This window comes from Actinoplanes aureus (genome assembly GCF_015704865.1).
Lineage (GTDB): Bacteria > Actinomycetota > Actinomycetes > Mycobacteriales > Micromonosporaceae > Actinoplanes > Actinoplanes aureus.
Map to the genome: position 1 here is coordinate 198,705 of NZ_JADQTO010000014.1, position 21,512 is coordinate 220,216.

The window sequence follows — 21,512 nt, forward strand, 5'->3', positions numbered from 1 at the left end:
CCAGTGTGCCGTCAGCGTCGCGGAAGCCGCGCGGACGCCGGCACCGCGTCGTCCACCGGTACGTCCTCGGCCGGGGTCACGGACAGCAGCATCCTCTTCATCCCGGGTTCTTCCGCCGGCAGGCCCTTCGCCTGCAGCAGGACACCGGCGTCTTTCCGCCAGAGGCGGCACTCGCCCTCGGCGCACTCCACCTCGCCGTCCGGATATCTCGAGGACCTCGCACGCGTCAGTGACACGGAGAGGGCCGCACCCCGCAGTTCGTCGTCCGCCGCGAACGCCTGGTCGTCCCGCAGCCGGACCAGGGCTGCCTCGGTGGTGAGGAAGCTCAGTCGCATGGGCATCGGCGCGGCGGCCCCGGTGTTCACCTGCATGAGCTGATAGTCGCCCGGGACGTAGCCCAGACGGAATCCGACTGTCGCCGGCACGTCGCCGACCGGCTCGAACGCTTCGGCGACGGCTTTGCCCTCGGCGTGGTCGAGTCTCGGGCTCAGCCATACCAGGGCCGTGGCCCCCTCGGCGTACTGCCACTCCAGGTACTCGGGACCGCCCGTCTCCTTGCCGGCCCGACGATATTCGCCCCGCCGGCCGTTGACGGTCGTGGACCCGAGGGAGACACCGTCTCCCCAGGTGAAGTTGGACACGCCGGGCGGAAGGATCCAGAGTGCGCCCATCTCCTCGCCGTCGCGCTCGATTCGAGCCATCGAGCCGTCCACCCCCATCTGGTGCGGCTCCTCGACCCGCAGCTCCCCGACCCTGTAGGGCTGGGACAGTGCCCGGAACGGGAAGAAGCCGGGGCTCGAGCTCGGAGTGGCGCTCGTCGCCGCGACCACCGGTGGCCGCCTGGTCTCCGGCCGAGCCAGGACCTGTGGCACCGCGATCGTGGCGGCCACCGTGACCACGGCCCCGAGTGCCCATCCGGTGTTCCGGCGGCGCCGCCTGGTCCGCCCCGCCGCCACTACGTTATCGACGTCGAGGCGAAGCGGCGGAGCCTCCGCCTTCGCCTCCCGCAACAGGTCAGACAGCTGCTTCATGGCGCACCTCCAGATCGTTGCCGAGAATCCGGCGGAGCGCGTCGAGACCCCGCGACGTGTATGCCTTGACCGTCCCCTCGGGGCAGTGCAGCGCCGCCGCGGTCTGCCGCACACTGAGCCCTTCCAGGAACCGCAGCACCAGCACAGCTCGCTGCTGGGGTGGCAGGGTGGCGAGCGCCGCCCGGATGTGCAGCCGGTCCTCGACCGTGTGCGTGGCGTCCGGCTCGGCCCGGTCCGGCATCGCGTGACTGTGCGCCTTCTCCCGGCGCCACCACGGCCGGCGGGTCTCGTCGATGGCGGCACGAACCACGGCGCTGCGCGCGTACGCGTCCGGGTTGTCGACGCGGCTCCACTTCACGTACACCCGGGACAGGGCCGCGAGGACGGCATCCTCGGCCACCTGCCAGTCGCCGCACGTGAGGTACGCCAGCCCGCGCAGCGATTCCATCCGCGCGGCGACGAACTCCCGGAACTCGGCCTCTCTGTCGCTCACGCGGATTAGACGGAGGGCGCGGTCGATCCGGTTATAGCAGGACCAGATCGAGGAGGGCGAGGACGAACAGCGCGATCGCGATGAAGCCGTTGGCCGTGAAGAAGGCCCGGTTGACCTTGGAGAGGTCGTTCGCGGTCACCACCACATGCTGGTAGACCAGCCCGGCGCCGGTCGCCAGCAGGCCCAGCCACCAGAGCCAGCTCAGACCCACGAGCTGGCCGAACCAGACGAAAAATCCGAAGGCTACGACGTGCGTGCCGGTGGAGATGTGCAACGCGGTCCGCACGCCCCATCGGGCCGGGGTGGAGTGCACGCCGATCCGCCGGTCCACCTCGACGTCCTGGCAGGCGTAGATGATGTCGAAGCCACCGATCCACAGCCCCACCGCGATGCCGAGCACCCAGGCCGGGAAGGAACCGCTGAACGTGCCGGTGATCGCCAGCCAGGCGCCCACCGGAGCGACCGCCTGGGCCAGCGCCAGCACGTAGTGCGGGTAGTTCGTGAACCGCTTCGCGTACGGGTAGACGACCAGCGGGATCACGGCGAGCGGCGACAGCGCCAGGCAGAGCGGGTTGAGCAGGCCGGCCGCGACGATCAGCACGACCAGCGAGACCAGCGCGCCGGTCCAGGCGGTCCGCACGCTCACCGCGCCGGTGACCAGTTCCCGGTTCTGGGTACGCGGGTTCAGCGCGTCGATCTTGCGGTCCAGAATCCGGTTGGCCGCCATGGCGAAGGTCCGCCCGGCGACCATGGCGATCGTGATCAGCACCAGGTCGCCCCAGTGCCGCCCGGTGCCGTCCCGGTCGATCGCGACAAGCGCCGAGAGGTAGGCGAACGGCAGCGCGAAGACCGAGTGCTCGATCATCACAAGCCGCAGGAAGGCCTTGACCTTGCCCGGCTGCTCCGGTGCGACGGCCGTCATATCCCGTATTCCTTCCACCGCTTGTCCACGAGCGAAACGACCTCGGGCGCCATCCGCATCTCCTCCGGCCAGCCCCGGGTGTAACCCTCGGCGAGCAGCTTACGGGTGGCGTCGACACCCGCCTTGCCACCCCAGAACTGCTGGTAGGAAGCGTGGTCGAGGTGGTCGACAGGCCCCTCGGTGAGCAGCAGGTCGTGCGCGTAGTCGACGTTGCCGAAGGCCCGGAACGCGACCTCCTGATAGTCGTGCACGTCGCAGTCCTCGTCCACCACCACGATCAGCTTGACGAGCGACATGAGGTGGGCGCCCCAGAGAGCGCTCATCACCTTCTGCGCGTGCTTCGGGTACCGCTTCTTGATCGACACGATGAGGCAGTTGTGGAAGACGCCGGCCGCCGGCATGTCGTAGTCGACGATGTCCGGGATCAGCAACTTCGCCAGCGGCAGGAAGATCCGCTCAGTGGCCTTGCCGAGGCCGTGGTCCTCCTGCGGCGGCTGGGACGTGACGATCGAGTGGTAGATCGGCTTCTTCCGCATCGTCATCGTCTCGATGTGCAGCACCGGGAACGGCTCGACCGGGGTGTAGAAGCCGGTGTGGTCACCGAACGGGCCCTCCGGCAGCCGCTCGCCCGGCTCCAGGTAACCCTCCAGCACGATCTGCGCCTCGGCCGGCACCTGGAGCGGGACGGTCAGGCAGTCGACCATCTCGACCCGCTCGCCCCGCAGATAGCCGGCGAACAGGTATTCGTCGATGTCGGACGGCAGGGGCGCGCTGGCCGCGTACGTCACCACCGGGTCGCATCCGATCGCGACCGCGACCGGAAGGCGCTGGCCGAGCCGCTCGGCCACCGCGTGATGCGCGGTGGAGTCCTTGTGGATCTGCCAGTGCATGCCGAGGGTGTTCTTCGAATGCTGCTGGAGCCGGTAGAGGCCGAGATTGCGCTTGCCGGTCTCCGGGTGCTTGGTGTGGGTCAGCCCGAAGTTGTGGAAGATCCCGCCGTCGCCGGGCCAGACTTGCAGGCCGGGCAGCTTGTTCAGGTCGACCTCGTCGCCTTTGAGCACGACCTCCTGGCAGGGCGCGGTCTTGACCTTCTTCGGCGGCATCGACTTGAGCTGGAGCACTTTGCCGATGCCCTCCCGGATGCCGGACCAGCCGACCGGCAGCTCTGGCTTGATCATGGCGCCGATCCGCTCGCCGACCTCGTCGAGCCGGTCGACACCGAGGGCCATCGCCATCCGCTTCTCGGTGCCGAACAGGTTGATCACCAGGGGCATCTCGCCCCGGGTCGGCCGTTCGAACAACAATGCCGGCCCACCGGCCCGGACGGTACGGTTCACCACCTCGCTGATCTCCAGCGTCGGATCCACCGGCACGGTGATCCGGCGCAGCTCACCGGCCTCTTCCAGGGCGGCGAGGAAGCTCTGCAGATCGGCATGGGGGAATCCACGGGACGCCATGGCAACCAGTCTGGCACCGGAGTGTCGCCGCGCCCCGGGCAGCCCCGTCACTCGTGATCGGTTACTCGCGTTGAGCGGGACGTGAAGCTGCGCAACCTGGCCCGGTGGTGTGCCGTGACCGGACTCGTCGCCGGGCTGGCGATCGCCGCACCGGCGATCTCGGCCCGCTCCGCGCGCCTTCCGGAGTGCGCGCCGGGCCCGAAATCGACCCGGCCGCCGACCGGGCCGGCCGGGGCCAAGGCGCCGCGCGCGTGCCGGGCCGCCGGTCCCGTCCTGGAGTCGGGCGTACGCGTGAAGCGGCCCGGCGCCTTCACGCCGAGCGGCTACCACCACCTCGGAGCCGGCACCAGCGGCGACTGGAGCGGGGTGTCCGGCCGCTTCTCGGTGGGCGACGGCTCGGTACGCGCCCACACGTACGACTTCGTGGTCGGCCGGTTCATGGCGAAGCGGGACATGGGCCGTGGCCGGATCGCCTGGCTCGAGGCGGGCTGGGCGGAGACCGGCTGGGCCGCCCCCGGCCGCCAGCACATCTACACGTTCAACACCAACACGAACGCCTGGCAGTTCTACGACCAGTACACGGTCCGCCCCGGCGACCAGGTCTGGCTGGACCTGAACGCGGACGCGTCCGGGGTGTGGCGGGCCTGGCTCTGGTGGAACAACCGGTGGAACCTGCTGACCACGCAGCGGCTGCCGATCGGCCGCAGCGCCCAGATCGAGCAGTACGTCGAGGTGCACGTCGACGCGAGCCGGCCGACCCGGATCGACATGCCGAAGGTGACCGTGGACAACGTGCAGCTGCGCCCGGCCGACGGCAGCCCGGCCCGGTACTGGCGCGAGGACGTGGCGACGCTGACCGGCATGGAGGCCGGTCAGCAGCAGCGCCGCGGCGGCTTCTGCCTGGACTGGGTCACCCGTTACGACACCTGGACCGCCGGCGGGTGTGCCTAACCCGCGTCCGCGTAGGAGTGCAGGCCCTCGAAGAACAGGTTCACGCCGAACAGGTTCATCAGCATCGTCACGAAGCCGGCCAGCGCGATCCAGGTCGCTACGGTCCGCTTCACGCTCGGCGTGGCCCGGGCGTGCAGGTAGGCGGCGTACACGATCCAGGAGATGAACGCCCAGACCTCCTTGGGGTCCCAGCCCCAGTAGCGGCCCCAGGACGCCTCGGCCCACAGCGGGCCGGCGATCAGCGCGCCGAACGTGAACAGCGGGAACGCGAAGGCGTGCAGGCGGAAGGTGAGCCGCTCCAGCCCCGCCGCGTCCGACACACGCCGGCCGAGCGTGTACGGGAAGCTGCGCTTGCCCTCGTCGTACCCGTTCTTGATCAGGAACATCGTGGCCGGCACCGCGCCGATCAGGAAGATGCCGGAGGACACGATGATCGTCGACACGTGGACGACGAACCAGTACGAGTTGAGCGCCGGGACCAGCGGGCCGACCGGGGTGTAGGCGATCAGGTTGGCGGCGCCGAGGAGCACGACCAGGCTCAGCGAGACGAACAGGCCGAGGTGCCGGACCGCCGGCTTGCGCAGCAGCACACCCGCCCAGACCACCGAGCCGACGAGCGTCGCCGAGACGATGTACTCGTACATGTTGCCCCAGGGCATCCGCTCGGCAGCGAGGCCGCGGGTGGCCGCGGAGCCCAGGTGCAGCGCCAGGCCGAGGAAGGTGAGGACCACGGCGATGCGGCCGGACCACTCGCCCCGGGACGGCTTCTCCGGCTCCGGCGCGACCTTCTCCACCGGCGGGACGGGCGCGCCCGCGCCGACCAGCTGCCGGCTCGCGGCGCGGCCGATCCGGCTGCGCTTACCGAACGCGTACTCGCCGGCGTAGCAGATCATGGCGGCCAGGTAGGCCAGCACGGTGAACGCCATGAGCTGGTCGGACAGCTCCGCCATCAGGATTTTCCTTCCTTGACAACGCCTTGGGTGAGCGCCGTGAACTCGTCGGCGAACCCGGAATAGTCGGTGCGGGGCAGACCACCGGCTTCGATCACGCTACTCCCCGCGTCGTCCGGCGCCGGCGACACCCGGAACCAGACCCGGCGGCGGTGCACGGCGAGCGAGAGCATCAGTCCGGCCAGGCCAAGAACCGAGCCGATGAGCAGCATGAACTGGGTCGGGTCGTACCGGATGGAGAGGGTGGCGAACTTCTGGGTGCCGACGAACTCCAGCTTGCTGCCGTCGTCCAGGGTCCAGGTCTCGCCCGGGCGCAGCACGTACGGCCGCTCGCCGCTGACCTTGGTCAGCCGGCCGGTCTCGATCTGAGTGCGGTCCAGTGCGTAGACCGAACCCGGGATGCCGACGTCGAGGCCCAGATCACCGCGGTAGGCGGCCAGGTAGAGCACCGGATTGTTCTCGGCCGGGAACGTCGAACGGGCACTGCCGTCGGTCCCGCCGGTCGGCAGGTAGACGCCCTCGAACCCGACCTGGAGCTTGTCGTCCCGCTTGTTCGTCTTCGGATCGATGTTGACGTCCGGGAACTGGGCGACACCCTCGCTGGTCAGCATGCCGTCGGTGGGCAGGAACGGCACGGTCTTGGTCTGCTGGACGCCGTAGCGGTCGGTGAACCGCAGCACCGGCGCATAACCCTGGCCGAGCAGGTAGACGTTCGCCCCGTCGAGCCGCAGCGGATCGTTCACCGTGAACGACCGGATCTGATCGGCCCCGCCGTCCTCGCTGACGGCCACCGTCGCCAGGAAGGACTTCGGCTGGCCGGTGGTCTGGTAGGTCGCCTGGAACTCGGTCAGCTTCAGACAGAAGTCCGGCAGGTCGGACGAGGACACCCGCGGGCCGAGCGAGGAGTCGTCGAACTGCGTGATCGTGTTGCAGAAGCCCTGGTCCGGGCCGGTTACCAGGAGACGGTTGGCGTGCCAGCCGTACCAGTGTCCGAAGCCGACACCGACCAGCACCGACAGCAAGGCGAAGTGGAACAGCAGGTTGCCGGTCTCCTTGAAGAAACCCTTCTCCGCCGAGACGGTCCAGCCACCGTCCGGCAGCTCCCGCAGCCGAGTCCGAAAACGTCGACCCCGCAGGAACTTCGCGATGCCTTCGGCAGTGGCGGCCGGAGGCTGCGGGCGCACGGTCGCTGCGAAATGTTGCGGCAGGCGGTCCATCCGCTTCGGAGCATCCGGGGGTACGGTCGTCAGCGCGCGAACGTGCTCCCGCAGCCGGGGCAGTACACACCCGACCAGCGAGGTGAACAGCAGCAGGTAGATCGCCGCGAACCACGGTGACGAGTAGACGTCGAAGGCGAAGAACCGGTCGATGGCCGGCGCCAGCTTCGGATGCTCGGCGAAGTACTCCTGGACGTTCTCCCGGTTCACTGTCCGCTGCGGGAAGATCGAGCCGGGCACGGCGGCCAGCGCGAGCAGAAAGAGCAGCAGCAACGCCGTACGCATGCTGGTGAGCTGCCGCCACGAATTGCGCAGCAGCGCCCACAGCGGGTTGGCCCGGCGCGGCGGTGGCGCCTCGGCGGTGGCGGGCCGGTCCTCGACGACTGTCACAGCAGCAGTTCCTGACCGAAGTTGAGGGTGGTCATCAGCCAGGCCAGGAAGTAGTTCCACTGGCCGCTGACCAGCGTGATCCCGATGACGAGGAGCAGCGCCCCGCCGATCCGGGTCACCCACCGGCTGTTGCGGCGGATCGCCGTGAAGACGCCGAGCATCCGGCGGAAGAACAGCCCGAACAGGATGAACGGGATGCCGAGCCCGAGGCTGAAGGCGAGTGCCAGGATCACCGCCCGGTCGGTTTGCCCGCTCGTGGCGGCCAGCGCGCCCACCGCGGCCAGCGTCGGGCCGATGCAGGGGATCCAGGAGACCGCGAAGATCGCCCCGAAGACCGGGGCGCCGAGCAGCCCGGCGGCCGGCAGCCGGTTGATCCGGGCCTCCCGTTGGAAGCCGGGAATCCAGCCCAGGTAGCCCAGGCCGAGCACGATGATCAGGGCGCCGAGGACGGTGTTCAGGGTGTCCCGGTGCATGATCAGCGTCGCGCCGATGTTCGCCACCATCGTCATGAGCAGGGTGAACACGACGGCGAAGCCGAGCACGAAGAGGGTGCTGCCTAGCAGGACACGGCTTTTCAGGGCCAGCGTCCGGGTCCGGGTCGCGACCGCGCCCTCTTCTTTCGGGCCGGTCCTGATCACGGTGTCCAAGTCGGAGCCGGCCAGCCCGGTCACGTACGAGAGGTAGCCCGGAACCAGCGGCAACACACACGGCGACAGGATGCTGACCAGCCCGGCGACCAGGGCCGCACCGATCGCCAGCAGCAGCGGCCCGTTCATCGCGGTGTTCTGGAAGGCCTCGCCCATCAGGGGTTCCCCTCTGCCGCCACCCGTTCCACCAGGGGCTGGAGTTCACCGATCGTGGTGGCCTTGCGAATGGCGACCGCGATCCGGCCCTGCCGGTCCAGGATCAGTGTGGCCGGGGTGCTCATGTTCGGCACGTCGAACTTCAGCGCGACCTTGGCTTCGAAGTCGTAGATGCTCGGGTACGTCACCCGGCCTCGCTCGAACGCGATGGCCGCATCCCGGTCGTCCCGTGAGTTGATGCCGATGAACGAGACGCCCTTGGGCTTCGTCGCCTGGTAGGTGTTCTCCAGGTCGTCCGCCTCGGCCCGGCAGGGCGCGCACCACGAACCCCAGAAGTTGACCACAACCACCTGGCCACGGTCCGACTCGACGTCGTACGTACCGCCGTCGAGCAGCTCACCGGTGACCCCGGAGACCTGCGGCCGGTCCGCCGGGGCGCACTCGATCACCAGGTTCGCGCCGGTCTCGCACTTCTGCGCCCAGTTCTCCTCGCCACCGCAGCCGACCAGCACACCGGCGACGGCGACCGCGGTCACGGCAACAGCGACGAGGCGGCGCACGGTCACGCCCCCTTGGCGGTCTTGGCCGTCGCGGACATGGCGACCAGGTGGGCGGCGGGCTCCGAGTAGTCGATACCGACCACCTTGGACCCTTCGAAGCGGAACGAGGTGAGGCTGGCCAGCCCGCACTCCCGCTTCCGTGGGTCGTGCCAGAGCCGCTTGCCCTCCACGTACCGGCGCAGCGTCCAGATCGGAAGCTGGTGCGAGACGCAGACCGCCTCGTGCCCCTCGGCGGCGACCCGGGCGGCCTGCACCGCGGCGAACATCCGCTGCGCGATCACCAGGTACGCCTCGCCCCAGGACGGGGTGATCGGGTCACGCAGCACCCACCAGTGCCGGGGGTTGCTGAACGCGCCGTCGCCGACGGACACCTTCTTGCCCTCGAAGTAGTTGGCGCTCTCGATCAGCCGGATGTCGGTCGCCGTCTCCAGCTTGAACTCGGCGGAGATCGGCGCGGCCGTCTCCTGAGCGCGTTCCAGCGGACTCGCGACCACGTACGTGATGTCCCGGCCGGCCAGCGTCTCGGCGGCCGCCTTGGCCATCTGATGTCCCAGCTCGGACAGGTGGAAGTCGGGCAGCCTGCCGTACAGGATCTTGTCCGGGTTGAAGACCTCACCGTGCCGGAACACGTGCACCGTGGTCTTGGTCGGCTCAGACAAGTGAAACTCCCGCTGCGGCTCGGGCCGCGTGCGGCACCGCAGCGGCGATCTGTTCCAGGGCTGCGTCGTCGATCGCGGTCGAGACGAACCATGACTCGAAGGCGCTCGGCGGAAGGTACACACCGTGCGAGAGCATCGCGTGGAAGAAGGCCTTGAACGCCGCCGCGTTCTGGGTCTTCGCCGAGTCGTAGTCGGCGACCTCCGCCTCGGTGAAGAAGATCGAGAACATGTTGCCCGCGTACGAGAGGCGGTGCGCGACACCCGCCGCGCTCAACGCCTCCGAGGCGAGCGAACCCACCGTGTTCGCCAGGTCGTCGAGCCGCTTGTACACCGCGTCGTCGGCCAGCCGCAGCGAGGCGAGGCCGGCCGCGCAGGCCAGCGGGTTACCGGAGAGCGTGCCGGCCTGGTAGACCGGTCCGGCCGGGGCGAGCCGCGACATGATCTCGCGACGGCCGCCGAACGCCGCGGCGGGCAGGCCACCGCCCATCACCTTGCCGAAGGTGAACAGGTCCGCGTCGACCGGGTGCAGCCCGGCCCAGCCGCCGGCGGAGACCCGGAAGCCGGTCATCACCTCGTCGACGATGAGCAGGGCACCGTGCCGGTGCGCGATCTCGGCGAGCTTGCCGTTGAAGTCGTCGCGCGGGGCGACCACACCCATGTTGCCCGGCGCCGCCTCGGTGATGACCGCGGCGATCTCGTTGCCCTCGGCGGCGAACGCGGCCTCGACCGCGGCCACGTCGTTGTACGGCAGCACGATCGTCTCGGAGGCCGCCGCACCGGTGACGCCGGGCGAGTCCGGCAGACCGAGCGTGGCCACACCGGAACCGGCCGCGGCGAGCAGCGCGTCCACGTGACCGTGGTAGCAGCCGGCGAACTTGACCACCTTCGACCGGCCGGTGAAGCCGCGGGCCAGCCGGATCGCCGTCATGGTGGCCTCGGTGCCGGAGTTGACCAGTCGCACCTCGTCAACCGGTGTCCGCCGCACGATCTCCTCGGCCAGGTCGACCTCGCCGGCGGTCGGCGTACCGAAGCTGGTGCCGAGCGCGGCCGCCTGCTGCACCGCCGCCACGATCTCCGGGTGGGCGTGCCCGTGGATCAGCGGACCCCAGGAGCACACCAGGTCGACGTAACGCCGTCCGTCGACGTCGGTCAGCCAGGGACCGCGGCCGGATGCCATGAATCGGGGTGTGCCGCCGACCGCGCGAAACGCACGCACAGGTGAATTGACCCCACCCGGCACGATGGCCTGGGCGCGGTCGAACAGGGCCTGGGAGACCGGGGCGTCCTCCGGGTACGGAAGCTCCGCGGTGGGATAATTCGTGGTCACAGCGCTTCCCATTCTGTCAGCGGCGTACGTCGAGTATCTCGAGAGGGTTGTTCACGTCACCGGATGATGTCCGGAAGGACCTGGTCTGACCGCGCCGGACAGGCCGTTTCGCCCTGAAGAGGATAGGCTGAGCCGCGTGGAGCGACCCGAACTGTCGATCACGGTTCAGCGCGCCCCGGACGAGGTAGTGATCCAGCTCGCCGGGGAGATCGACGTGCTCACGGTCTCCGAGCTGGCCGCGGTCGTCAACGAACTGCTGCCGGAACCGCCCGCCCGGATCATCCTGGACATGGCCGGAGTCACGTTCTGTGACTCGCAGGGTCTGGGCACGCTTGTCGTGCTCAGCCGCAAGGCACAGCACGCTCAAGCCGTGCTCTCCCTGACGAACGTCGGCGATTTCCTGATGCGGGTGCTGGACATCACCGGGCTGCGCAGCGCGCTGATGATCAGCAGCACCGCCTGAACGACCTGGCATACCGCGATGCTCGCACACCGCAGGTGTGCGAAACCTGTGGGCGGCGTCGGCAGTGGAATAACGCTCAGGCGAAGTCGCCGGTGACCGTCAGCGGAGTGCCCGACTCATTGGTGGCGACCGCGCCGTAAGTATCGCGGCCGGCATCCCGCCCGCCCTCGGCGTGCGTGTACCGCGCGGAGAAGGTGTAGGTCCCCGGTTCCATCGTGTCGCCGGACGACAGCAGGAAGCGGTAGACCAGCACATCCGCTTCCTCGGTGACCGTGCTGGTGACGCTCGCGCCGGGCACCTGCTGGCTGCCGCCGCGAGAGACCAGCTCCGGGGTACGCGCCACCCGGATCGTCACCTCCAGCGCCGCGAGCCGCTCGGTCGTCTTCACCGTCACGACACTGCTGCCCTGCGAGTCGCTGTCCGGAGCGACGGATCCGTCCGACCAGAGCCTCGTGTTCGCCGTCGGCGGTGCGCTGGACGGCGGCACGGACCTCGACTTACGCGGCGACGGACTCACCTTGATGCTGGTGGCGCTCGACGCCGCCGGAGTGGTGGGAGTGGCCGAAGGAGCCGGGCTGACCGGCACCGTCACCGCTGGGGTCGGTTCGGGCCCGGGCTCACCGTCGCCGGCCAGCGCCCACTGGGCGAACCCGCCGCCACCGAGCACGGCGGCCACCGCGACGGCGGCCCCGGCGACCCGGATCCGCGGTGCCCGCTTCGTGGCGCGATGGTTACGCGTGGCGGTCCGGGTGATCCGGTCCAGCATGGCCTCCCGGTCGGGCCGGTGCGCCGCCGCCTCGGCGCGCAATGCCGCGCGCAGCTCTGATTCGATGAGCGTCATCGCGCCGCCTCCCAACCGTCGATTCGTGCCATCGCGACGTTGCCGCCGCCGAGTAGTTCCGCGAGTTGTCTCGCACCCCGCGAGGTCGCGCTCTTCACCGCGCCGACCGAGATGTTCAGGGCCGAGGCGACCTCGCGCTCGGACATGTCGAACGCGTACCGCAGCACCACGCAGGCGCGCCGCCGGTGCGGCAGCCGCCGTAGCGCGCTTCGGACGTCCACCACCGCGGAGACGTCCGGGTCGGTGGCACGCCGGAACGGATCGAGTGACAGGAGTCGTTCCCGGCTGCGGCGCCGGATCCAGTTGCGGGCCAGGTTCATCACGATCCCGTGCCCGTACGCGACCGGGTCGTCCGCCGCGGTGACCCGGTCCCAATGCCGCCACACCTCGGTCAGCGCGTCGGCCGCCAGGTCGTCGGCGACCTCCGCCTCCCCGGTCATCAGGTACGCCAGGCGCGACATCGAGGCATGGTGCTGCTCGAAGTACGCGTGGAAGGCGGCGTCGCGCAAGTTTTCCTCCAGCACCGTGGCCGCCGGGATCCCGCCCGGCGGCCACGGACGATCACTTGAAGGTGATGTCGGACTCGGCGTACTTGCAGTAGGTGCCGTCCGGACCCGTACCGATCTTGGTCGGCTCCTTGCCCGAGTCGTTGCCGGTGAACTTGACGCAGATGTCCAGGCTCTTCTTGCCGACCACGGTGATCTTCGACAGGGTCGCGGTGTCGCCGTAGTTCTGGTTGATACCGACCAGGCTGCCGGCCGGGGCGGTGGCGACCACGTTCTGTACCACGACCGCGCGCTGGTGCTGGGTCGAGCAGTTGCCGCAGGAGCGGTAGAGCTTGCCGAAGTCGGAGACCTGGAAGTTCTTGATGGTCAGCGTGCCGCCGCCGTTGTGCTGGAAGACCTTGTCGTCCGCGCCCTTGGCGCCGCCGCCGTCGACGGTGTAGGTCGCCGAGGTGCCGCCCTTGAAGGTGGCCGCGTCCTCACCGACGTTCTCCCACCACACGTTGATCAGCGTGCAGGAGCCGGAGCAGTGGACGCCGTCGGCGGCCGGGGCGCCGAGGATGACGTTCTTCAGCACCGCGCCGTCGGCCAGCTTGAACAGCGGGTCCTGGCCCTCGTCCTGCCCGTCGCCGCCCAGTGCGCCGCTGCCGAAGTAGCGGGCGTTGCCGCCGTCGAGCGTGCCGGAGACGGCGATGGTCGCGGTAACCGGCTTGCTGCCGGTCGCGGCGGGCCAAGCGGTCGAGGTTGCAGTCGGGGTGGGAGTGGCGGTGGCGGTGGGGGTGGCGGTGGGCGACGCGGTCGCCGTCTTCGTCGGGCTCGGCGAGGCGGTCGCGGTCTTGGAGGGGCTCGCCGTCGGGGAGGCGGTCGCGGTCTTCGTCGGGCTCGCCGTCGCGGTCGCGGTCGGCGTAGCGGTCGAGCCACCGAGCGGGTTCACCGAGACGTCGTCGAACGATGCCGACGCGTAGCTGGTGACCAGGCCGATCCGGCCGGTCCCGGCCAGCGTGCCGTTACCCGAGGCGACCCGCGTGCCGTCGACGAACCCGGTCACCGTGCTACCGGAAGCGTCGATGCGCAGCGTGTGCCACGAGGTGGGGTTGCTGACCGCCGCCGAGCCGAGCACGGTGACCGCACTGCCCTTGACCGCCTGCAGCTCGGCCTTGCCGGCGCCGGTGAGGGCCAGCCGGTACATCGTCGAGGAGCCGCTGGCCCGGGCCGCGACGCCGGCCAGGCCGGTGCCGAGACTGACCGGCTTCACCTTGGCCTGGACCGAGTAGTCGGTCCAGGACGTCTCGCCGGCGAACACCCGAGCGAGCTCGCTCTCCGCCTTGGACTGCTGGTAGACCTTCGAGCCGTCGGAGACCACGGCCCAGTTGCCGCCGGACTTGGACCAGCCGCTGGCGCCGTCCTCGAAGTCGTCGTCGAAGAGGGTGGCGGCGGAGGCCGAGGGGACGAGGATGGCGACCAGCGCGGTGACGGCGCCGGCCGCGCCCGCCGCGCCGAGGCCGGCGACCAGGCGACGGCGCCGCCGGCTCGGGGCTGCGCTGGGCATCGAACCTTTTTCAACGTGGCCTGGGCCCCACGGCCCGGCGCCGGCCGACGGTCCTGGCACCTTGGGTCCGGTGCCAGGTTGAAAATTGTTCGCTGCGTGCCGCATGTTGCTCCTACTCGGGGGATGGAGATCGCATGATCAAGCGATCACGCCCCGGTAGTGGCGCGGCTGCCCGGCAAGGTTGTTCGGCGTGACTCAGGTCACACCAAAGCGGTCAGTTCCCCCAGCGAGCCTTCTCCAACAGGTCCAACGCCTCGGCCGCGGCGGTATCCCCGCCGCCACGGAGCACGCGCGCCGCCTCGTCCACCGTCTCGGTGAGCCGGTGCCATTGCGCCTCCCGCTCCCGCGACGCCTCGGCCTGTGCCTTCAGCTGCTGATTCTTCGTCCACAGCTCGACGAAGATGGAGACCTTGGCACGCAGCACCCACGGGTCGAACGGCTTGGTGAGATAGTCGACGGCGCCGACCGCGTAGCCGCGGAGGGCCAGCTGGGCGTCGCGGTCGGCCGCGGTGAGAAACAGGATCGGTACGTGCCGGGTCCGCTCCCGCCGCTTGATGTGGCTGGCCGTCTCGAAACCGTCCATGTTGGGCATGTGCGCGTCCAGCAGGATCACCGCGAAGTCGTCGGTGAGCAGCTGCTTCAGGGCAGCCTCACCGCTCTCCACGGCCACCGCTGTGACCGGCAGACCCTGAAGGATCGCCTCCAGGGCCAGCAGGTTGTCCCGCCGGTCGTCGACCAGCAGCGCCTTGGCGCGCTCACCCACGCGTACTCACCTCACCCTTCAGCCGCGTCCCGGCTCTGTGCTGTCGTCCGCGTTCACCCAGCGCGCCATCAATTCAATCAGTTCGTCCAGGTCCACCGGTTTGGTGATGTAGTCACTGGCACCGGCGGCTAGCGCCGACTCCCGGTCGCCCGGCATCGCCTTCGCCGTGAGGAAGACTACCGGCAGGTCCTGGAAACGCTGGTTGCGCCGGATGCCGCGGGTGGTCTCGTAGCCGTCCTGATCCGGCATCATCGCGTCCATCAGCACGATGTCCACCTCGGGATGCTCGGCCAGGATCCGTACGCCGTCCACGCCGTTGTCGGAGTAGAGGACGTGCAACCCGTGCATCTCCAGGGCGCTGGTCAGCGCGAAGACGTTGCGGACGTCGTCGTCGATGATCAGCACGGTGGCGCCGTCCAGTTGCCGGCCCGCCGGACCCACGGTGGGCTCCTCCGGCCGCGGCGTGACAAGCGGTGGCATCTCCATGAGCGGCAGGTCCAGCGACGCCGCCGGCCGGACCGCCACCGCCTTGGCCGGAACCACCGGCAGCGCCGGAAGCGCCGGCATCGGGATCGCGTCCGGCACCAGGGCTTCCGGCATGTAGAGGGTGAACGTGGAGCCGCCACCCGGCACCGACGAGACGGTGATCGTGCCGCCGAGCAGCGCGGCGAACTCCCGGCTGATCGACAGGCCCAGGCCGGTGCCACCGTACTTGCGGGTGGTGGTGCCGTCGGCCTGCTGGAACGGTTCGAAGATGATCGCCAGCTTCTCGTCCGAGATACCGATGCCGGTGTCGGTCACCGCGAACCCGATCACCTGACGGCCGGGGATCCCCGGCATGTCCAGATCCGGGTCCGGAGTGGCCGGGAAGATGGTCAGCGTCACCGATCCGCTGTCGGTGAACTTCACCGCGTTCGACAGCAGGTTGCGCAGGATCTGCTGGAGGCGCTGCGGGTCGGTGACGATCGAGTCGGGCAGCTCGGGGGCGACGTCGACCCGGAACTCCAGGCCCTTGTCGTCGGCCTGCGGTACGAACGCCTGCTCCACGTAGCTGCGGATGCCCTCGAAGTCGACCACGTCCGGCTCGACGTCCATCCGGCCCGCCTCGATCTTCGACAGGTCGAGGATGTCGTCGATCAGCGAGAGCAGGTCGGATCCGGCGCTGTGGATCGTACGAGCGAACTCGATCTGCTTGCTGCTGAGGTTCTGCTCGGTGTTGTCGGCGAGCAGCCGCGCCAGCAGCAGCAGCGAGTTCAGCGGGGTACGCAGCTCGTGGCTCATGTTCGCCAGGAACTCGGACTTGTACGTGTTCGCCCGGGACAGCTGCTGCGCCTTCTCCTCCAGGCCCAGCCGCGCCAGCTCGATCTCCCGGTTCTTCAGCTCGATGTTGGCCTTCTGCTCGCTCAGCAGCTTGGCCTTGTCCTCCAGCTCGGCGTTCGTACGCTGCAGCTCGGCCGACTGGTCCTGCATCTCCCGGGCCAGGCGCTGCGACTGGGCCAGCAGCTCCTCGGTACGCCGGTTCGCCTGAATCGTGTTGAGCGCGACGCCGATCGTGGCGACCAGCCGCTCCAGGAACGTCAGGTGCAGCCCGGAGAACGCCGCCACCGACGCGAACTCGATCACGCCGAGCATCTCGCCCTCGAACAGCACCGGCAGCACGACCAGGTCGTTCGGCGCCATGGTGAGCAACCCGGACCGCATGGTCAGGATGCCGTCGTGGGTGGCGCGGACCCGGATCGTCCGCCGGGACACCGCCGCTTGGCCGACCAGGCCCTCGCCCGGCCCGAAGGTCACCTCGTGGTCCCGGGCCACGTAGCCGTACGCCGCCGCCAGCCGCAGGCGCATCACCGCTTCCTCGTTGTCCACCAGGAAGAAGGCGCCGAGCTGCGCGTCGACCAGCGGCGTCACCTCGGTCATGATCATGCGGCAGACCTCGCCGACGTCCCGCTGGCCCTGGAGCAGGCCACCGATCCGGGCCAGGTTCGAGTCCAGCCAGCCCTGCTCCGCGTTCGTCTTGGTGGTGTCGCGGAGCGTGACGATCATCTGGTTGATGTTGTCCTTGAGCTCCGCCACCTCGCCCTGTGCCTCGACCGCGACGCTCTGGGTCAGGTCACCGCGGGTCACGGCGGTGGACACCTCGGCGATGGCCCGCAGCTGGATGGTCAGCGTGGACGCGAGCTGGTTGACGTTGTCGGTGAGGTCGCGCCACGTACCGGAAACGCCCTTGACCTGGGCCTGACCACCCAGCTTGCCTTCCGAACCCACCTCGCGCGCCACCCGCGTGACCTCGTCGGCGAACGACGAGAGCTGGTCGACCATGGTGTTCACGGTGTTCTTCAGCTCCAGGATCTCGCCGCGGGCGTCGACCGTGATCTTCTGGCCGAGATCGCCCTTGGCGACGGCGGTGGAGACCTGGGCGATGTTGCGGACCTGGCTGGTCAGGTTGGACGCCATGTAGTTGACGTTGTCGGTGAGGTCACGCCAGGTGCCGGCGACACCCCGCACCTGAGCCTGACCGCCGAGCTTGCCCTCCGAGCCCACCTCGCGGGCCACCCGGGTCACCTCGTCGGCGAACGAGGAGAGCTGGTCGACCATGGTGTTGACGGTGTTCTTCAGCTCCAGGATCTCGCCCTGCGCGTCGACCGTGATCTTCTGCGACAGGTCACCCTTCGCCACGGCTGTGGTGACCGAGGCGATGTTCCGCACCTGACTGGTCAGGTTCGACGCCATCGAGTTGACGTTGTCGGTGAGGTCGCGCCACGTACCCGCGACGCCTCGAACCTGGGCCTGGCCGCCCAGCTTGCCCTCGGAACCCACCTCGCGGGCCACCCGCGTGACCTCGTCGGCGAACGACGAGAGCTGGTCGACCATCGTGTTGACGGTCGACTTCAGCTCGAGGATCTCGCCTCTGGCGTCGACGGTGATCTTCTGGGAGAGGTCACCCTTCGCCACGGCCGTGGTGACCGAGGCGATGTTCCGCACCTGGCTGGTCAGGTTGGAGGCCATGTAGTTGACGTTGTCGGTGAGGTCGCGCCACGTACCGGAAACGCCCTTGACCTGGGCCTGACCGCCGAGCTTGCCCTCCGAGCCCACCTCGCGCGCCACCCGCGTCACCTCGTCGGCGAACGAGGAGAGCTGGTCGACCATGGTGTTCACGGTGTTCTTCAACTCCAGGATCTCGCCCCGGGCGTCGACCGTGATCTTCTGTGACAGGTCACCCTTGGCGACCGCGGTGGAGACCTGCGAGATGTTCCGCACCTGCGCGGTCAGGTTCGCGGCGAGCTGGTTGACGTTCTCGGTGAGGTCGCGCCACGTACCGGAAACGCCTCGGACCTGGGCCTGACCGCCCAGCCGGCCCTCGGTGCCCACCTCGCGCGCCACCCGCGTCACCTCGTCGGCGAACGACGAGAGCTGGTCCACCATCGTGTTGACGGTGTCCTTGAGCTCCAGGATCTCGCCCTGCGCGGCCACCGTGATCTTCTGCGACAGGTCACCCTTCGCCACCGCCGTGGAGACCTGGGCGATGTTCCGCACCTGGCTGGTCAGGTTCGACGCCATCGAGTTCACCGAGTCGGTGAGGTCCTTCCAGGTGCCGGCCACGTTCGGCACCTCGGCCTGGCCGCCCAGCTTGCCCTCGGTGCCCACCTCGCGGGCCACCCGGGTCACCTGCTCGGCGAAGAGCCGCAGGGTGTCGGTGAGGCCGTTCATGGTGTCGGCCAGCTCGGCCACCTCACCACGCGCTGACACGGTGATCTTCTGGGACAGGTCACCGCGGGCCATCGCGGTCGCCACCTGGGAGATCGAGCGCACCTGGTGGGTCAGGTTGGAGGCCATCGTGTTCACCGAGTCGGTGAGGTCCTTCCAGGTGCCGGCGACGCCCCGGACGTCGGCCTGGCCGCCCAGCTCACCCTCGGTGCCCACCTCGCGGGCCACCCGCGTCACCTCGTCGGCGAACGACGACAGCTGGTCGACCATCGTGTTCACGGTGCGGCCGATCCGGAGGAACTCACCGCGCAGCGGCCGGCCGTCCATCTCCAGCGCCATGTGCTGCGACAGGTCACCCTCGGCAACCGCCACGATGACCCGGGAGATCTCGGTGGTCGGGCGGGCCAGATCGTCGATGAGCGAGTTCACCGAGCGGACGCTGTCCGCCCAGGCGCCGTCGAGGCCCTCCTCGTCCAGGCGCTCGGTCAACCGGCCGTCCCGGCCGACGATCCGGCTGATCCGGCGCATGTCCAGGTTCTGCCGCTCCTGCACGGAGACGACCTCGTTGAACGCTTCCGCCACTGCTCCGGCCATGCCACCCCGGCGAGGCAGCCGAACCTTGAGATCGCCGCGCCGCACACGGCGCAGCGCATCGGCGAGTTCTTCGAGCAGAACGGTCTCGTCGGGCACGCCGACGCTGGCTTCTTTGGCCGCAGTCATGCTGTCCTCACTCGCTGTCCAACTGAGGCTTGTTCAGGCCATACCTTGAGTCGCGCCCGGAACAAGCCTCACCGCCGGGGGTTCCCTATCCTCTCTCGCCCGACCGGGTCAATGCGAGAGACGACTTTGTGCATACACCCATCCCCGGGAGAGGATGCATGGGTGCCAGCCGAGGTCGGAACCAGGACGAGCATCCCCACCGGGTCCCCGTCCGAGGCCCTGGTGCGCCGGACCAGGTTGCCCAACGACCGGCGGACCCCCGCGGCAGCGCGCGCGCTGGTCCGCTCCGTGCTCGAGGAAACCGGTCTGGCCGGCCTTCTCAACGAGGCGTTGCTGCTCACCACGGAACTGTCCACCAACGCCGTGGTGCATGCCAACACGGAGCTGGAAATCGAGGTCGCGGCCGATACGAGCGGCCTGACCGTCACCGTCACGGACTTCGCGCCCGGCCCGGTGGAGCAGCTCGCCGTCGGCCCGCGCAACGAGATCGCGGACATCGGCGAGGTCGCCGAGCGTGGTCGTGGCCTGCTGCTGGTCGACCACTTCGCCAGCCGGTGGGGCACCGTGCATGAGGGCGACGGCAAGGGCGTGTGGTTCCGCCTCGACCAACGCGGCGACGGGCTCGCCGGGTCATCCGTCCGGGTGCCCGCCCAGTCCGAGGCACCGAGCCTCGGCGCGCTCACCGGGCTGCTCCGCAGCGGGTCCGACCGGCACACCGACGAGGGTCTCGGTGACCTCGCCGCCGACCTGCTCTCCCGGCTGGCCCGGCTGACCGGCGCGGCCGGCGGCGTGGTGCGGCTGGACCGCGGCGACGGCATGGGCCGGCAGCTGCTGGCCAGGTACGGCCGCGCGCCCCGCGACAACGCCGACATCATCCGGGTGCCGCTGACCACCCACCGGCCGTACTCCGGCGATCTGGAACTCGACGCCGCCCCGGTCGGGTACGCACAGGCGCTGGCCACCATGGTCGCCGAGCGGTTCTCCCTGCACCTGGAGAACGACCGGTTGCGCCGCGCGGACGTCCGCCGGCAGACCTGGATCACCTTCCTCGCCGAGGCGAGTGAGCTGCTCGCCCAGTCCCTCGACGTGAACCTGACCATGGCGCTGATCCCGCAGCTCGTGGTGCCGCGGCTCGGCCAGTGGTGCGCGGTGCACACCACGGACACGTGGGGCCGGCTCCAGCTCGCCGCCGCCACCCACGCCGAGGAGGCCGCGCTGCCCCAGCTGCACGCATCGCTGGCCGAGGCCGGGCCGGAGTCGATCCTCGCGCGGCTCGAGGAGGCGTCCCGGCTGGGGACCCAGGTCATGTTCGGCGCGCCGCTGGAGGGCTATGCGGTGCCGCTGGTGGCCCGGGGCACCCGGCTCGGCACCCTCGCCGTGGGCCGTCACCCCAAGCACCGGCACGACGCCGACGAGGTCGCGGTCCTGGAGGACGTGGGCCGCCGGGCGGCGCTCGCCATCGACAACGCGCGGATCCACGACGAGCGGCGTTCGGTCGCGCGTACCCTCCAGGCCTCCCTGCTCCCGCCCGCGTTGCCGCACGTCGAAGGCATCGGCTTCGCCGCCGAGTACGTGCCGACCGGCTCCGAGGTGGGCGGCGACTTCTACGACGTCATCCCGTTCGGCGAACAACAGTGGCTGGTCGTGGTCGGCGACGTCTCCGGCAAGGGCGTCCAGGCGGCCACCGTGACCGGCCTGGTCCGCGACGTGATCCGCATCCTGGTCGACGACGGCAAGACGCTCAGCGAGATCCTCTGGCGGGTCAACCGCACGCTCGTGCAGCGCGGCGGAGGCAGATACTGCACCCTCGCCATGGCCTCGGTCACCCGCAAGAGCGGCGACCAGCTCACCGTCTGCCTGCACCTGGCCGGGCACGACCGCGCGGTGCTGGTCCGGGCCGACGGCAAGACCGGCTTCGTCGGCGAGGGCGGCACAGCGCTCGGCCTGCTGGAGACCATCACCAGCCCGGACGTGGCGGTCACCCTCGGCCCCGGCGACTCGCTCATCTTCTACACCGACGGCGTGACCGAACGCCGCCGCGGCCGCGAGCTCTTCGGCTCCAACCGCCTCCGCGACGCCGCGGCGCCCCTGGCCGGTTACCCGGCCGACGTGATGGCCGCCAGGCTGCGGTCCACCACGATCAACTTCTCGGTCGAGGAACCTCGCGACGACATCGCCATCCTGGTCTTGCGCAACGACGCATAACGA

The 21,512-nt window shown here is 69.7% G+C and carries 18 protein-coding genes; 3 read left to right on the forward strand and 15 right to left on the reverse strand.

The window, feature by feature from the left end; all coding sequences use genetic code 11:
• Positions 1-11 precede the first annotated feature (11 nt).
• Genes I4J89_RS28060 through I4J89_RS28075 form a run of 4 tightly spaced genes read right to left on the reverse strand, consistent with a single transcriptional unit; the run spans position 12 to position 3,903 of the window.
• Positions 12-1,031 (reverse strand): hypothetical protein, encoded by a 1,020-nt coding sequence (locus I4J89_RS28060; RefSeq protein WP_196417082.1) that lies wholly within the window; start codon positions 1,029-1,031, stop codon positions 12-14.
• Complete coding sequence (locus I4J89_RS28065) at positions 1,015-1,524, reverse strand: SigE family RNA polymerase sigma factor (RefSeq protein ID WP_196417083.1); 510 nt, start codon at positions 1,522-1,524, stop codon at positions 1,015-1,017. The genes I4J89_RS28060 and I4J89_RS28065 overlap by 17 nt, the downstream gene beginning before the upstream one ends.
• A gap of 31 nt (positions 1,525-1,555) precedes the next feature.
• Entirely contained in the window at positions 1,556-2,446 is an 891-nt protein-coding gene (gene mqnP / locus I4J89_RS28070; RefSeq protein ID WP_196417084.1) for a menaquinone biosynthesis prenyltransferase MqnP, read from the reverse strand.
• Entirely contained in the window at positions 2,443-3,903 is a 1,461-nt protein-coding gene (locus I4J89_RS28075; RefSeq protein ID WP_196417085.1) for a menaquinone biosynthesis decarboxylase, read from the reverse strand. The genes mqnP and I4J89_RS28075 overlap by 4 nt, the downstream gene beginning before the upstream one ends.
• Before the next feature lie 81 nt (positions 3,904-3,984).
• On the opposite strand from I4J89_RS28075, the gene I4J89_RS28080 reads away from it, so the two are divergent.
• Positions 3,985-4,854, forward strand: coding sequence for a hypothetical protein (locus I4J89_RS28080; RefSeq protein WP_309238509.1), 870 nt, complete (start codon positions 3,985-3,987; stop codon positions 4,852-4,854).
• Here I4J89_RS28080 and ccsB read toward each other — a convergent pair.
• From ccsB to hemL, 6 genes are read right to left on the reverse strand one after another with little or no spacing between them, the layout of a single operon-like run.
• A complete protein-coding gene (ccsB, locus tag I4J89_RS28085) occupies positions 4,851-5,804 on the reverse strand; it encodes a c-type cytochrome biogenesis protein CcsB (RefSeq protein ID WP_196417086.1) in 954 nt (317 codons plus the stop codon). The two genes, I4J89_RS28080 and ccsB, sit on opposite strands and share 4 nt — an antisense overlap.
• Positions 5,804-7,411, reverse strand: coding sequence for a cytochrome c biogenesis protein ResB (gene resB / locus I4J89_RS28090; protein ID WP_196417087.1), 1,608 nt, complete (start codon positions 7,409-7,411; stop codon positions 5,804-5,806). The genes ccsB and resB overlap by 1 nt, the downstream gene beginning before the upstream one ends.
• Entirely contained in the window at positions 7,408-8,214 is an 807-nt protein-coding gene (locus I4J89_RS28095) for a cytochrome c biogenesis CcdA family protein (RefSeq protein ID WP_196417088.1), read from the reverse strand. Before I4J89_RS28095 ends, resB begins: the two co-directional genes overlap by 4 nt.
• Positions 8,214-8,780: a TlpA disulfide reductase family protein gene (locus I4J89_RS28100; protein WP_373688167.1), complete on the reverse strand. Its 567-nt coding sequence runs from the start codon at positions 8,778-8,780 to the stop codon at positions 8,214-8,216. Before I4J89_RS28100 ends, I4J89_RS28095 begins: the two co-directional genes overlap by 1 nt.
• Positions 8,777-9,433, reverse strand: a complete 657-nt coding sequence (locus I4J89_RS28105; RefSeq protein WP_196417089.1) for a histidine phosphatase family protein — start codon at positions 9,431-9,433, stop codon at positions 8,777-8,779. The genes I4J89_RS28100 and I4J89_RS28105 overlap by 4 nt, the downstream gene beginning before the upstream one ends.
• Positions 9,426-10,772: a glutamate-1-semialdehyde 2,1-aminomutase gene (hemL, locus tag I4J89_RS28110; protein ID WP_196417090.1), complete on the reverse strand. Its 1,347-nt coding sequence runs from the start codon at positions 10,770-10,772 to the stop codon at positions 9,426-9,428. The genes I4J89_RS28105 and hemL overlap by 8 nt, the downstream gene beginning before the upstream one ends.
• A 124-nt stretch (positions 10,773-10,896) precedes the next feature.
• Between hemL and I4J89_RS28115 the strand changes: the two genes are divergently transcribed.
• Positions 10,897-11,223: an STAS domain-containing protein gene (locus I4J89_RS28115; RefSeq protein ID WP_196417091.1), complete on the forward strand. Its 327-nt coding sequence runs from the start codon at positions 10,897-10,899 to the stop codon at positions 11,221-11,223.
• 76 nt (positions 11,224-11,299) lie between these two features.
• On the opposite strand, the gene I4J89_RS28120 is transcribed toward I4J89_RS28115, so the two are convergent.
• From I4J89_RS28120 to I4J89_RS28140, 5 genes are all read right to left on the reverse strand, one after another.
• The gene (locus I4J89_RS28120; protein ID WP_196417092.1) at positions 11,300-12,064 is read right to left on the reverse strand and encodes a hypothetical protein; all 765 of its coding nucleotides are present in this window, start codon (positions 12,062-12,064) and stop codon (positions 11,300-11,302) included.
• Positions 12,061-12,573 (reverse strand): SigE family RNA polymerase sigma factor, encoded by a 513-nt coding sequence (locus I4J89_RS28125; RefSeq protein WP_196417166.1) that lies wholly within the window; start codon positions 12,571-12,573, stop codon positions 12,061-12,063. Before I4J89_RS28125 ends, I4J89_RS28120 begins: the two co-directional genes overlap by 4 nt.
• 52 nt (positions 12,574-12,625) lie before the next feature.
• Positions 12,626-14,116: a pectate lyase gene (locus I4J89_RS28130; RefSeq protein WP_196417093.1), complete on the reverse strand. Its 1,491-nt coding sequence runs from the start codon at positions 14,114-14,116 to the stop codon at positions 12,626-12,628.
• A 214-nt stretch (positions 14,117-14,330) separates the two neighbouring features.
• Positions 14,331-14,879 (reverse strand): response regulator, encoded by a 549-nt coding sequence (locus I4J89_RS28135; protein WP_196417094.1) that lies wholly within the window; start codon positions 14,877-14,879, stop codon positions 14,331-14,333.
• A gap of 18 nt (positions 14,880-14,897) precedes the next feature.
• Positions 14,898-19,304, reverse strand: coding sequence for a hybrid sensor histidine kinase/response regulator (locus I4J89_RS28140; RefSeq protein WP_196417095.1), 4,407 nt, complete (start codon positions 19,302-19,304; stop codon positions 14,898-14,900).
• 111 nt (positions 19,305-19,415) lie between these two features.
• Between I4J89_RS28140 and I4J89_RS28145 the strand changes: the two genes are divergently transcribed.
• Positions 19,416-21,509 (forward strand): SpoIIE family protein phosphatase, encoded by a 2,094-nt coding sequence (locus tag I4J89_RS28145; protein ID WP_230859696.1) that lies wholly within the window; start codon positions 19,416-19,418, stop codon positions 21,507-21,509.
• The last annotated feature ends 3 nt before the right edge of the window (positions 21,510-21,512 follow it).